12 protein-coding genes are annotated in these 13,430 nt (G+C 54.6%); 5 read left to right on the top strand and 7 right to left on the bottom strand.

Annotated elements, in window-relative coordinates; translation table 11 throughout:
* Window positions 1–395 precede the first annotated feature (395 nt).
* Window positions 396–1,160 carry a protein-glutamine gamma-glutamyltransferase gene (locus tag B1748_RS31710; RefSeq protein ID WP_246608339.1) on the top strand — a complete coding sequence of 255 codons (765 nt, stop codon included), beginning with the start codon at window positions 396–398 and terminating at the stop codon, window positions 1,158–1,160.
* 110 nt (window positions 1,161–1,270) lie between these two features.
* On the opposite strand, the gene B1748_RS31705 is transcribed toward B1748_RS31710, so the two are convergent.
* From B1748_RS31705 to B1748_RS31685, 5 genes are all read right to left on the bottom strand, one after another.
* Window positions 1,271–2,008 carry a peptidylprolyl isomerase gene (locus B1748_RS31705; protein ID WP_256976066.1) on the bottom strand — a complete coding sequence of 246 codons (738 nt, stop codon included), beginning with the start codon at window positions 2,006–2,008 and terminating at the stop codon, window positions 1,271–1,273.
* Between the two features lie 317 nt (window positions 2,009–2,325).
* Window positions 2,326–2,784 (bottom strand): MarR family winged helix-turn-helix transcriptional regulator, encoded by a 459-nt coding sequence (locus B1748_RS31700; protein WP_087571972.1) that lies wholly within the window; start codon window positions 2,782–2,784, stop codon window positions 2,326–2,328.
* Window positions 2,785–2,907: 123 nt separating this feature from the next.
* The gene (locus B1748_RS31695; RefSeq protein WP_087571971.1) at window positions 2,908–3,984 is read right to left on the bottom strand and encodes a hypothetical protein; all 1,077 of its coding nucleotides are present in this window, start codon (window positions 3,982–3,984) and stop codon (window positions 2,908–2,910) included.
* A gap of 38 nt (window positions 3,985–4,022) precedes the next feature.
* The gene (sbnA, locus tag B1748_RS31690; protein WP_306299351.1) at window positions 4,023–4,964 is read right to left on the bottom strand and encodes a 2,3-diaminopropionate biosynthesis protein SbnA; all 942 of its coding nucleotides are present in this window, start codon (window positions 4,962–4,964) and stop codon (window positions 4,023–4,025) included.
* Window positions 4,965–5,023: 59 nt separating this feature from the next.
* Window positions 5,024–6,289, bottom strand: a complete 1,266-nt coding sequence (locus B1748_RS31685) for a phenylacetate--CoA ligase family protein (RefSeq protein WP_087571970.1) — start codon at window positions 6,287–6,289, stop codon at window positions 5,024–5,026.
* Between the two features lie 249 nt (window positions 6,290–6,538).
* Between B1748_RS31685 and B1748_RS31680 the strand changes: the two genes are divergently transcribed.
* On the top strand, window positions 6,539–7,336 hold the full coding sequence (locus B1748_RS31680) for a YheC/YheD family protein (RefSeq protein WP_087571969.1): 798 nt from the start codon (window positions 6,539–6,541) through the stop codon (window positions 7,334–7,336).
* Window positions 7,337–7,563: 227 nt separating this feature from the next.
* On the opposite strand, the gene B1748_RS31675 is transcribed toward B1748_RS31680, so the two are convergent.
* A complete protein-coding gene (locus B1748_RS31675) occupies window positions 7,564–8,805 on the bottom strand; it encodes an S-layer homology domain-containing protein (RefSeq protein WP_179215917.1) in 1,242 nt (413 codons plus the stop codon).
* Between the two features lie 278 nt (window positions 8,806–9,083).
* Here B1748_RS31675 and B1748_RS31670 point away from each other — a divergent pair, with 278 nt between their 5' ends.
* The gene (locus B1748_RS31670) at window positions 9,084–9,755 is read left to right on the top strand and encodes a hypothetical protein (RefSeq protein WP_143810418.1); all 672 of its coding nucleotides are present in this window, start codon (window positions 9,084–9,086) and stop codon (window positions 9,753–9,755) included.
* Between the two features lie 155 nt (window positions 9,756–9,910).
* Here the strand turns inward: B1748_RS31670 and ytxJ are convergent, their stop codons facing one another.
* On the bottom strand, window positions 9,911–10,249 hold the full coding sequence (gene ytxJ, locus B1748_RS31665; RefSeq protein WP_087571966.1) for a bacillithiol system redox-active protein YtxJ: 339 nt from the start codon (window positions 10,247–10,249) through the stop codon (window positions 9,911–9,913).
* A 175-nt stretch (window positions 10,250–10,424) separates the two neighbouring features.
* On the opposite strand from ytxJ, the gene B1748_RS31660 reads away from it, so the two are divergent.
* A complete protein-coding gene (locus B1748_RS31660; protein WP_087571965.1) occupies window positions 10,425–10,994 on the top strand; it encodes a TetR/AcrR family transcriptional regulator in 570 nt (189 codons plus the stop codon).
* Between the two features lie 134 nt (window positions 10,995–11,128).
* The gene (locus tag B1748_RS31655; RefSeq protein ID WP_087571964.1) at window positions 11,129–13,150 is read left to right on the top strand and encodes a YhgE/Pip domain-containing protein; all 2,022 of its coding nucleotides are present in this window, start codon (window positions 11,129–11,131) and stop codon (window positions 13,148–13,150) included.
* Window positions 13,151–13,430: the final 280 nt, after the last annotated feature.

Raw genomic sequence — 13,430 nt, 5'->3', positions numbered from 1 at the left:
ATGGGAACATTAATGCAACGCTAGTGGAAAAGCTCCTCTTAATCTGAACAAATCAGGCGATTGGTATGGCATAAAGGGAAAATCTCCCTCTATTCGGGGCGATTATGCCCAAATGCAACGATTCGTTCGGGATTAGAGGGAGGATTTCCCTCTAAAACGCAAGCGAAGGAGGAGACCGGGACATTAGAGGGCGTTTTTCCTCTTATTTGAGAGAAGAGCGAGCGAAGACCACAGACATGAGAGATGTTGATGGCTTTTTTGGTCCTTTCGTAGCCAGTTTAATCATTTATTTAAGTTGGGCAGCTATCTGCCGTTCTATAAGTCAAAAAGTTCACCAATCCGGGCGGGCTCACGTACTATAACCTAATCCATATTTCTGGTTTGGGGGGTATAACGTGATCGTAATTACGGACGGAAGCAACCCGGGTGCAATACCGCCGCGGCTGCTGACGATGCTGGAGAGGAAAACTTTGACGAGGAAGATGGCAAGTCCGATGTTGTACAGCTATCCAAGTCTGGATTCTCTGATCTTCGAGCTTAAGATGAGGTCTCACATCGTGGAAGCGGCCAAAGCGATGTATGCAAGCGGGGTAAGCTTCGCGTCATTTAGCAATTCCCGCAGCAATGAGCAGTATTGGATTCGTACGCCCCAGGGCGGTTTCTTGCTGCGGCCCAACGTTCTGCCATCCGACGCGGTGAACGATATTTTTGAAAATGGGCATCTATATGCCTTCGAGTGCGCAGGCGCCATTATTATCATTCTGTATAAGGCAGTGCTGGATGCGATCGGCGAAGCCGCGTTCAATCGTCACTTCCGCAACCTGTATCTGATCAGTTGGGAGACGGACCACGATCTCAGGCTAAACGCCACTTACAATCTGAACGAGACGTACCACGGAGATACGATGTATTTCAAAAATCCCGATTACGACCGATCTACGCCGGAGTGGCAGGGCGAGAACGCCATCAAGCTCGACGATAACCTGTTTTTCGGCCACGGGATCGGAATCGGTTCCGCAGGTGAAATTATCGAGAAGCTTAACCGCGCCAGAATGCCGGGCAGCATGACGTCGGCTTATCTGGACAATCTTATTATTACGCCGGACTTCGAGTTCGTGAGGCAGCTTGTCTATCGGGAAGAAGAAGCTGCTGCTTTGTAGCGGCAGGTGGATTACAAGGGACTTCCGACCGTAAGCAAAGAGGGCATCGCAACAGCCAGCGGCTGAGCAGCGATGCCCTCTTTGTACCCGAGCTTAATGAAATCTTGCGCTTATTCCGTCTTAACAGGCGGATCGAAGGTCATGTCTTTAAGATCGACGGTTACTTTCTTCATGGAGATAGGTTCAAGAGGTTTGTCGCTGCCGTCCCGATCCTGCGCTACGATCTCGTCTGCCGCCTCGATGCCTTCAATCACTTTGCCGAACGAGGCATATAGGTTGTCCAGCGACGGATAGTCCTCGACCATGATAAAGAATTGGGAGCCTGCGGAATCCGGCGCGTTTGAGCGCGCCATGGAGAGGACGCCGCGTGAATGCTTCAGCTTGTTCTCGAAGCCGTTTTCGCTGAATTCGCCGGGGATGGAATAGCCGGGACCGCCGGTGCCGTTGCCATCCGGATCGCCGCCCTGAATCATGAAGCCGGGAATGACGCGATGGAAGATCAGGCCGTCATAAAATCCCGACTGCACGAGCGAGATAAAGTTGTTGACCGTATTCGGAGCGACCTCCGGGTAGAGCTCGATCTTGATCAACTTGTCGTTGCTAAGCTCAATCGTGACCTCGGGATGTTTCTCCGGGCCGAGGAGCTCGGGCCCCTCTTCTTCTGCCGGGGCTTCCGTAGGAGAAGGGGATGGCGACGGGGACGGTGATGCCGTAGCTTGTCCGCCGCCGGAGCCTTGGCTGTTGTTCTGCTTGCCTTGATCGACGCCGCAGCCGGCTGCCACGATCAAGAATACGGCAAGAACCGCTAGCAGAAGCGGGTGCCGATAATGCCGTTTCATTGCTTTCATTGACGTTTATTACCCTCCTTATAATGCGTGTTCAAAAAGTCCGGTTTTCAGCACCGAGAAGATTGAAAGAAGGTAGAAACTGAGGAGCGGAGTGTAGTGGAAGCTACGTGAGCACCGGAAGTTTCGCCTGAATTCAATATTCGATGATGAGTAGGCAACGCGACCATACTTCGTAATCAAAAGCGGACTTTTTGAACAACCTCTTATGCATGTGTCCAGCTTCCATATTAACACAGCGGAATCCAGGATTGCGAATGATGGCGTGGAGCTTGTCCGCCGAATCGTAAAAGCGAATCAGGGGGTGCTGCACCGCGCTCCTACTCCTCGCCTGGCTGAGCGGAATAACGTTTCACGCGGTCCAGCAGCTCCTGCATCTGCCCCAGCAGCATGGCGCCTTCCTCCGGCGTTGCGTCCAGCTTGCAGGCCAGCTGTTCGGGAATATCGATGGCCTTCTCCCTAAGCGCTTCGCCATCCGGTGTCAACGTAACGAGGACGCTTCGTTCGTCTTTCTTGTCGCGCGTACGCTTGACGAGGCCCGCGGCCTCCAGCTTCTTTAGCAGCGGAGTGAGCGTGCCGGAGTCCAGGTACAGCTTGGTTCCGAGCTCGCTGACGGTGGCATTGTCCTTTTCCCATAGCGCGAGCATCGTCACGTATTGCGTATAGGTGAGTCCAAGGTTTTGCAGCAGCGGGCGATACAGCTTTGTAATTTCTCGGGAGCTCGCATAGATCGCGAAGCAGATCTGATTATCGAGCTTCATATGTTCAATGGGATGCATCGTTTCTCCTCCAAGACGGCAACTTCGATAAAATTTTCAATTAAATTGCATTGAATTTAATATAGTGTTGCAGCCTGGAGGTGTCAAGTTCGAGGAGGGGAGAGGCCGGTGAAGGTGAGGCGCTTAAAGCTTGACGCCTATTCCTAATTTTTCTCCCTTGCGGACATACCAGTCGGCGATCGCCACGTCAAAAGCGGCCATGCCCATGGGGCAAAACAGCACGGGTTCCTCCGAACGGAGAGAGGAGATCGCGTCCCGGCATACAATATCTCCAAGGGAGATGACATCTTCTGCTGACAGTCCGGTCTCCCGGTGAAGCAGCTCGATATCGGTGTTTTCACGACATACCTCCGCCCAATCGTCGACCACGATGGAACGAATGCCGCGTATAGCGTCCAATCCGTAATCCCTGAGCGAGATGTCGAGCAGCAGGCTGCCGGGCGCCGGGGGGATGTCGATATAACGCACGGGGCTAACCGTGCATGTCAGAATGACGTTGCAAGAGCGATATAACTCCTGCCAGTTTCCGGCGAATCGAATCGGTATGTCCTTACGGAGCTGCCTGATGCGGAGAGGTTTCGATTGTTCGGTCGGATCTTCGAATGTCAGCGTTGGTCCGGCGCCTGTGCGTTTGCCAAAGCTGTGCGGAATGACTTCCTCAGGACTAATGCCACGAACGTCGTACAACATAACTTGATCGATATGCTCACCAAATAAGGCTAAGGTCATGGCCAGATGCATTCGCCCGATAGGTCCCAGTCCGATAATGCCGATGCGCAGCCCTTCTTCGACTTCATCACGGCGATTGTCGAGCAAGCGATGACGAAGCCACTCTCTTAGCATCAGTCCGCTGACGGCCGCGGTTCTGACGGCGCTCACTCGCGAGGAATTGACGATTGCGCGCGGCTCTCCCGTAGAAGCTTCGTTTAGTATGGTGACGCTATGCGCTCGAGGCAATCCGGCATAAATGTTGCCGGGGAAGCTGGCGATCCATTTCAGACCCGCCGCGGCGACCGTCCCGCCAACATAGGCGGGCATCGCGATGATGCGATTATCCGGGTTGCCGTAGCGCAGGTATGGCTTGAGCGGCTGAACGACGCCGCCTCTATCCATAATGCGTACCGTCTCTTGAATCCGGTCGACCAGCTCCCGCCAAGGCTCGCCGATCTCTCTGAGCTGCTCATCTCCGTAATAAATCATGGTGCAAAAACTTCCTCCCTGTTCGTTCCGTTCTTCTCTCAACCCGGCTCGCCAAAAGCGGCAGCCATCCACTCGTCGTTAAACACCGTATCCATATAACGCTCTCCGCGATCGTGCATAATAACGGCACAAGTGCTGTCGTCAGGCAGCTCATCCCATATCGAGCGCAGGGCAGCAAGGACCGCTCCGGAGGAGGGGCCGGCAAGGATGGCCTCCGTTGCGGCAAGCTCCCGGCATGCCAGAGCCATTTCCTTATCGGTTACGTATACGGCCAGGTCCGTAAAGGAGTTCGCCGCAAACGGGGGAACGATGCCCGCGCCAAGTCCGGGGAAGAGGCGCGGTCCCTTCTCCCCGCCAAGAATGACGCTGCCCGCGGCATCGACGGCGACAATCTTCGCGGCCAGCCCATTTCGGCGAATGTAGTCGGCGCAGCCCAGCATCGTGCCGCAAGTGCTGACGCCGCCGATCACATAATCGACCTTGCCGAGCTCGCGAATGATCTCGGGCATCGTGCCTTCGCTGTGGGCCAAATAGTTATTGGGGTTCCCATACTGATTAGGCCAGAAGCTGTCGGGATGGGCGGCCAGCACCTCCTGCACGCGGGCAAGGCGGGCGGGGAGATACTCCCCCGTGGCGGGATCGGGCTCTTCCACGTAGGACACCTCCGCTCCGTAAGCTTGCATAATAGTCCTGTTCGTTTTTGAGGTGCGGGGGTCAATGACGCAGACGAAACGAAGTCCGAGCCGCCTGCATATGGCCGCCATGCTGATCGCCATATTGCCGGAGCTGGATTCCACAATAACCGTATCCGGACCGATGAGCCCTTTCCGCAGAGCATTTTTCAGAATGCGAAGAGCAGGGCGATCCTTGGCGCTGCCCGTCGGATTCATCAGCTCCAGCTTGGCGAATACCCGTATGCCCCGCAGCTCGGGAAACAATCGGGATAAGCGGACTAGAGGCGTGCCGCCAATTCCGTTCAACCAACCATCCTCCATGCCTATCTCACCGCCGCTTTCTTCTAAACAGTCGAATTCCGGGTTCATGAGGGGTAGATCTTTTTTCCTTTCACCGAACCGTGACCCGGAAGCTGGCGGAAAGCGTCGACCGGTATGACGTCGATGCCTTTCAGCAAGCCGCCGCGAATCATCATGCCGATATCCGGTATGCGTTGCTCGACCTCGTTCCGCACATGCCGGAGCTTCTCCGGGTGTTCCGCCAATTGGTCGCTTCGAATATGGAGCATGAGACGATTGCCGTTTACGGCTACGCGCACGGCCGCGTCCGTTAATACAAGGTGGACGGCCGCCTCGATGTCGTACAGGCTGATCTTCTCCCCGTGCTTCAGCTCGGAGCCGATGCGCTTCGATATGCCGGTGAAGGTGCCCCGCGGAACGCCGTCGATCAGGGTGACCTCGAAGTCGCGTACGACGTCGTAAGTAACGAAGCGAACGACCGGGAACATCAGCCTGCTCGGCGATGTGAGGACCAGCACCCGCTCGTTGTCCGCCAACGGCTCGAAGCTCTCTCCCAGTTCCTGTACAGTCAGCCCCTCGCCCCACATGCCTTCCGAGAGAACATACCTGTTTCGCTCATGCGAATAGGCGGCAATGGCTCCGACCTCGATGGAGCCGTACGTATCGAGAAGATCCGAAGGGGTCAGGCATAATCGGGCCGCCATATTGGCCTGCCATTCCCGGGAGGCGATCTCGCCGACAAGGATGACCTTCCGCACGGGAAACGGTTCATCTTTCGGCCAGGCATCGGCGATGCTCTCCAGAAGGGAGGGCATCGTATACAGCAGCTCCGGCCGATAGCTTCTTAGCTTCGCTACATGTTCTTCTATGGGGGCAGAGAAGGAGATGGCCTCACCCTCCATACCCATACTCGAGAAGATGCTCAGCGCCGTGCTTGCCGCATGACCTGTGCCCAGATCGGCCAGAGCCCGCCGGATCGGTCCGGCGTTCAACCATGCTTCGAAGCTCGTTTGTTTCGCGGCTATATAATGAAGATCATCTTCGGGTGAATAATAGATCGACTTGCGTATGCCGCTCGAAGTGCCGGAGGTGCGGTAGACAGATAAGCTGGCTTCGGATCGCGGCGGTTCCGCATAATAATGCCTTGCCAATAGATCGGCGTTCAGAAGGGGCAGCTCGTTCAGCGAGAGAAGCGTCTTCTCCCTGTTATCGGCGTAGTCAAGGTGACCGCGTTCCGAACTGCGCTTTTCCTCCAGAAGCTTCCCATACCATGGGTGCAATCGTGCAATAAGATGGACATGCGCCGTCAGCGCGCTTGGATGCAAGGACATGCCGCGCACACTCCTCGTGATGGACTTGTGACTCCTCATAAAGTGCGAGTTCAAAAAGTTCGGTTTTCATCCTCTTAAAGCATATGTGTCCCGCGGCGGAATGTTCGGGTATGACGACAGCGGCCTAAGGCACGTCCGCAACTGCTGCGTATACTAATAAAAGAAAGATTCCCAGAGACAACCGCATGAAGTCGATACTGAAAAGCGCACTTTTGAACTCTTAAGTACGATAAAGGAGGCCTTACTAGTGTGAAATCGGGCAAAAAGAGAAGACACCGCATCTCCGACAAATGGGCGAAAACGAATGCGCTGCTAGGGGACAAGGGCCTGCGCCTCTATATTCCGCAAACCCGGCGGTTCAGCCAATACACGCTGCGATCTATGCTGGAAGCTTACGGCATGGTCTATGTAAAGCCGGTTCGCGGCTCGCTTGGGAGAGGCGTTATGAGAGTCGAACGGGAGGCGGGAGGCGGGTATGCCTACCAATTGGGCAGCAATCGGCGCAGCTTCGGCAGCTTCGATGCCTGCTATCTCGGCATAAAGAGGGATATTGCCGGCAAGTCGTATCTCGTGCAGCGAGGCATCTATCTATTAAAATACGAGGGCAGAGCCTTCGATCTGCGCGTCGTCGTGCAGAAGTCGCCAAGCGGAGGCTTTGAAGCGACGGGAACGGTGGCGCGAGTCTCCTATCCCGGCAAAATCGTTACAAACGGGAGCCAAGGCGGAACTATCCTGCCAGCTGACCAGGTACTCCAGCCCCATGTCGGTTCGGGGCAGAAGGATGCGATGATCGCCCATTTGGAGCGTATCGGCATTCAAACGATCAGGCAGCTGCGGAGGCGTTATCCGGGGCTGGTCGAGATCGGGCTGGACATCGCGATCGACAGTCAGCTTCGGCCGTGGATTCTGGAGGTGAACACGACGCCGGATCATTGTCCTTTCGCCATTCTGCAGGACCAGACGATGATTCGACGCATTATTCATTATGGCAGGCAATACGGCGTGACCTATAGGTTAAATTGCAACAAAGCCAGGACGTTGCTCTAGGTCGTGTCTGAAAACCCGATCAGGTGGAGTATTCAGACACGCCCTAGTCATCCGAAAACGCAAAACGCCTCTTCCCTTCCGCAGTATGCGGGGGAGGAGGCGTTTCAGCGTACATAGATTGACTTGCATGCCTATTTGGCGATAAAAATACCTCATGCTTACGAAGTGGCTTTGCTTTGCAAAGCTGCAGGTCGTACATAATCGATGCACTTCGATAGGAGTTTTAATCACTTTTTGGCCGCGACCGTAAAAATAACCGTCTTTGCAGAGTTATCGACCAATACGTTGACGGCGTCTCCGCCGATTTGGCTGTACGTGCTGGTCACGGCCTCGCCACGGCTTAGTTTGTCGCAGACGGAGGCGAACAACTCCTTGAAGGCAAATGCGTTATAGCCGAACAATCCGTTCGCGAACTGCTCCACAACCTCCTGATTACGGGCCAGGGAGCCGTCTCTAAGCCGAATCGTAATGCCGAATGTATTGTAGGCGGGATCAAGCCAAATCGCGGCTTCCTCCTGAACGGCGGCCGATCCGGAGGGACGATTCTGCACTTGCTCCTTCTCCGATTGATCCTTGTAAAGTCTCAGCGTCGTATCGAACAGATCGTAATTCGCTCCGCGCAACTGACCGATCGCGGCAAGCGAATCGTACATATCCCACATCCGTTTATCCGGGAAGATGACGATCTTGTCGCCGCCAGCCTGAGTAGGTACGAGACGCTCCAGCTTGTCCGGCGAGACGGCGATTTTAATGCGGCTCTCCTTATCCGTCAAGCGATTCAGAATAACCAGCGCTTGCGCGCGCGTCACCTTGTTCCCGACGCCAAAAAATCCATTGGGATACCCCTCCATAATGCCCTTAACCAATGCTTCCGCGATAAAGCGCTGCTCTCTCTCCGTTGCGCTAGTGATATCGCCGTAGGATTGAGCCATCTTTTGCCCGAACAAGCCGTCCTCCAGAAACTCCGTTTCTTGAAGCGTGTAATACAGAACTTCGGCCACGTTCTCCCGGGTCATATCACCCTGGAAGTCGGTATAACGGCTTTTGTTCAGAAAATGCAGGTCGCTTGCGATATCGATAAAATCCTTGGCCCAGTAGCCGACCGTGTTCGGCTTGAAGCTGAAGTACCGATAGTCCTGCTTTATGATCGCCTGATTCTCCGGACTCAGCGTGTTCAGGAAGTTGGTCTTCCAGCTGCGCGACCCGTTCTGATGGAGCTCCGAGTAGGACAGAATGAGCATTTTTACGAATTGGTCGACCTGCACGGGCTCTTCCGGCCGGAAAGAACCGTCAGGGTAACCGTCCAGCACGCCTCTAGCGACCATCGTTTGAATCGTATCTTTGGCCCAGTGGTTCCCGATATCGTTGAAGGCTGCGGCGGTGCTCGCCGCGCTTACATAAGCGGGTTGCGGGAGGGCCGCGGCGACCAGAAATATAAGGCCGACCCATAAATATAGAACTCGTTTCATAGAGCAAAATCCCCCTGTTTCGATATTATCCGACATTATTTAGCTAACCATATCCATTCGTTATTTAGAATGGGCAGTTTGATGCAACCTTTGGGATCATTCGATCGCAGGTGGCAAAGTCTTTTGGCATGTGGGAAATGGCGGTAATAGGGCAGGGGGTGCATCGATTGGCCCTGATCGAAGGTAGTTCATCATGCTTACCTGGTTCTCGTTATGTAGGCGAAAAGGCATTCTCAATGGAAGGGACGCATAAAAAGTTTTGGAGGACGATTCAAGATATGGTGGACATTGTAGACGCGAACGGCAATGCGGCAAACTCCGAGGAGATGGAGCACGTATATCGGGATTTGTTCGGCAAGCTGAAGGGCAGCGTGGAAGAACTTGTAAAGAAGTTTAAGCATCGGCCGTCGGAGAAGGTCGTGATCGAAATTTATCCCGATCTTCCGGCCTTCCATCAGGCCACGGGTGAGCCGGGCGCGCCGGATTGGTTCATGGGAACCTTTGAAGGCAACACTCTTAAGATCGTTTCGCCGCTCAATCCTGGACCGGCGCATTCGTACCATTCGATTCTTCAATCGACGGTCCACTTATACGCCATGTGGCTTGTAAAGGATATCAACGCGTCGGCTCCCAAGTGGATCTGCCAAGGCGTCGGTGGTTACGAATCCAAGCAGATGTCGCCAGATTTTATTATCAATAGCGTCAAGGATACCATCGTCCGGGGGATTGTGCCCACGTTTCGCGAACTTAATGAGGATTCGTTCCGCTTCGAGGAGATGAAGGGTTTTCAGTTCACATATTTGATCGTGCAGTTCATTGTGGATCGTTATGGGATGGATGCATTAAATCGTCTGGTTCGCGATGCGGAGCAATTCAACGAGGCTTTAGGATGCTCAGAGTCGGAACTGCATGGGCAATGGGTAACTCATTTGAAGAAAGCTGCATCTTAAAAAAGTATATATTAAAGAAGCTTCCATCCACAGAGCTGTGGTATGGAAGCTTCTTGTTTACATACGGATAAGTATAAACCTCTCCATACCGGATCTATACTTCTCAGAATGAAATCCTCCGCGCCGCCAGAGGCGGCGACAGCCGATTCGCCTTTTTAATCCAAGACGGCGCTAATATGCGCTTTGGTCACGGACCAATGGGAAGCCGTCCATACTTTGGCGCCTTTGTCGATGTAGATGATTTGCGGCGATTCATGTTTCACGCCCGTATCTTCGGCGATCTTGTTCGATACGGGACGGGACTCGATTACCTTAACGAGCACGTAATCGATATCCTCGCGCGGCGTGCCGTTTAAATAATTGCTGAATTCCTCGTGAGCATTGGCGCTAACTGGGCATGTCGTGCTGTGCTTGAAGACGACCAGCGGACGGTTGTCCGATTGCTGGAGAGCCTCAGACCATTGTTCTTGCGACGTAATTTCCCGGTATGTCATCGTGGATTCGCTCCTTATGTCTCATGATGAATGAGTGATGTCGGCCTGGGGCCTGCCATTATTATACCGCTGTTGCGAAAACAATTCATCCGTGTTAATATGAATCCATTGAACGATTGACCGAAAGTGAATTATGGTCATTTCGTCAAATTGCGAACGGAGGTGGGGGACGGTGATGGATCGGAAGCAATGGATCGTTGATGCGGCGGCCAAATCCTTCTCCTTGTTTGGCTATAAGGCGACCACGATGGATGGCGTGGCGAAGATCGCGAACGTAGGCAAGGGAACGATCTATACGTTCTTCTCGAACAAGGAGGAATTATTCGGCCATATCATGAACCGGATGATCGAGGAGATGAAGACGGTCGCGGAAGAGGCGATTGACGAACAGCTCCCGTTCTTCGACAATCTGTACAACGCCTTGGAGCGTCTGCTGGACTTCCGGGAGGAGCACGAGCTTGCTCTCAAGCTATCTCAAGAGGTGCGGGAGATCGGTACGCCGATGGCTGTCGATGCGCTTAACGTGATCGAGCGGGCTGTTGTCGGATATATAGCCGAGCGAGTGCGCACGGCGGTAGAGAAGGACGATATCCGGCCATGCGAGCCGGAGATGACCGCATTTGTCATGCTCAAGCTCTACATGGCGCTCGCAGTGGACTGGAAGAAGACGCACGAGCCGCTTGGCAAGGATGAGCTGGCGAAGCAGCTTCGGTTCTATTTGGAGGAAGGGTTAACCCGTAGCTGAGACGCCATGCATATGCAGCTTGCTCATATAGGCAGTCCTCGTTGTGTTGCGGCGAGTTGCCTTTTTTTATGAAAATAATTGACCAAAAATCGAAAATGGTCATTTCGTATTACGAATGAGGAGTGAAAAAGAAGATGAAATTTAAATGGGCAGGCTTCAAACAATTCGGAGCGGAAATAGGCGCCATCGCGCGAAATCCCAAGATATTAATACCCGTAGCGGGCGTGTTGACAATTCCCCTTATGTATACGGCGATGTTTCTCGGTGCATTCTGGGACCCGTACGGCAAACTGGAGGAGTTGCCGGTTGCAGTCGTTAATTCCGACAAAGGTATCGTTTTCGAAGGAGAAGAGATGCATATCGGGCAGGATTTCACGGAAGAACTAAAGGAGAACGGCAAGTTTGACTGGGCGTTCGTGAGCAAGGAAGAAGCGCTTCAAGGGATGAAGGACAAAGTGTATTACATGGCAATCGAAATTCCGGAAGATTTCTCGGAGCGGACGACAACGCTGACCTCCGAGCATCCCGATCCCGCGAAGCTGATCTATTTGCGCAACGACAGTACGAATTTTTTGGCCGGCCAGATCGGTAATTCGGCCGTCGAGACCATGAAAAGCACGCTTAACAAGGAAGTGACGGAGGCGTATACGCGGACCGTGTTCGAGCAGCTTGAGGAAGCGGCGGACGGGATCGCGGCGGCAAGCGAAGGCGCAGGCAAACTTGCCGACGGCACTAGCGATGCAAGATCGGGTTCGGAGCTGCTCGCCGATAATCTGTCCAAGCTGGCCGGCGGTACGACGCAACTGCAAGATGGGGCGGCAAAGCTTGACGCTGCCGGCGGGAAGCTGCTTAACGGCAGCAAGGAACTGGCTGCCGGGGCGAGCGGGTTGGCAGGCGGGCTTGGCCAGCTTGCTGATGCCGGCGGACAGCTTGCAGCAGGAGCGGACGAAGCGCACGCAGGCGCGGGACAGCTTGCGAAAGGACTAACTGACGCCTCTGCCGGAGCGGATAAGCTGAGCGTTGGAGCGGCGGGGCTGGCTGATGGACTGGCAGGCTGGGCGGAAGCTCATCCGGAGCTGGCGAAGGATGAGAATTACCAAGCGCTGCTTGCCGCCAGCCGGGAGCTGGCGGCCGGAACGGAGCAATCCGCTGCGGGACAGAAGGAACTGGCAGCTGGCGGAAGCGGATTAAAGCAGGGGCTGGATAGTCTCGTTGCAGGCGCGGACACCATGCATCAGAAGTTGGTGGAGGCCGAGGGCGGGGCGAAAGAGCTGTCGACGGGCGCTACTGCGTTGGAAGGCGGAGCCGGTGAGCTGGCTGCTGGTTTGACTGAGCTCAACAGCTCCGTTCAGGAGTTGTCTTCCGGCACGAAGCAACTGCAGGACGGCGCAACGAAAATGGCATCGGGGCTGCTGGAGCTGGAAGACGGCTCGCAGGAGCTGTCGACGAAGCTGAACGACGCTTCTTCCCAGACATCGGACTTATCCCTGTCCGACGAAAAGGCGAGCATGTTCGCCGAGCCGATCCAGCTCGACGTGGAACGGCTGACCGACGTGCCGAACTACGGCACGGGACTTGCTCCATACTTCCTGTCTCTTGGACTGTATGTAGGCGCGCTGCTTATCACGATCGTGTATTCCGTTCGTGAGCCGGCCATCAAGCCGCAAAACGGATGGAGCTGGTTCTGGAGCAAGGCGCTGACGCTGATGGTCATCGGCGCGGCGCAGGCGCTAATCGTCGATTCCGTGTTGCTGTTCGTGATGAAGCTTGAAGTGCAGAACGTAACGGACTTTATTCTGTTCTCTATAGTGACGAGCATCACGTATATGATGATCATTCAATTTCTTGTAGCGACGATGGGCAATCCAGGCCGATTTATCGCGATCATAATATTGATCTTGCAGCTCACGACTTCATCCGGCACATATCCCGTGGAGCTGATTCCGGGCTGGCTGCAGTCGGTCGCTCCTTGGCTGCCGATGACGTATTCCGTCGCGGGTTTCCGCGATGTCATCTCCAGCGGCTACGTTAGCCGCATGTGGACCGACGCCGGCGTGCTTGCGATCTTCGCGGCAACATTTGCGGTGTTGTCGTTCGCATTCTTTACGCTGCTGCGCCGACGGAACGAAGAGGAAGCGGGCAGTGCCGCGGCTTAAGCGGCTTTAATTTGCGGTGTTGTCGTTCGCATTCTTTACGCTGCTGCGCCGACGGAACGAAGAGGAAGCGGGCAGTGCCGCGGCTTAAGCGGCTTTATGTGCAGGTTTAAATTTAAGGCCATCCCCGAATGTTTGCGGAGATGGCCTTTGTGCTGTCTAGCGGCGTGCCGACTTGTTGAGAGCGGTGTATGAATCAACCTCCGACTTAAGCCGCTCGTGCCAGTCGCACAATTTCCGAGCTTTAAGTCGCTGGGACCGATCTAATCCCCACCAGTCGCAT

This window comes from Paenibacillus sp. MY03 (assembly GCF_002165585.1).
Taxonomy (GTDB): Bacteria; Bacillota; Bacilli; order Paenibacillales; family Paenibacillaceae; genus Pristimantibacillus; species Pristimantibacillus agaridevorans.
Note: the sequence above shows the minus strand (reverse complement) of the source record. Positions and strands in the feature narration are given on the sequence as shown.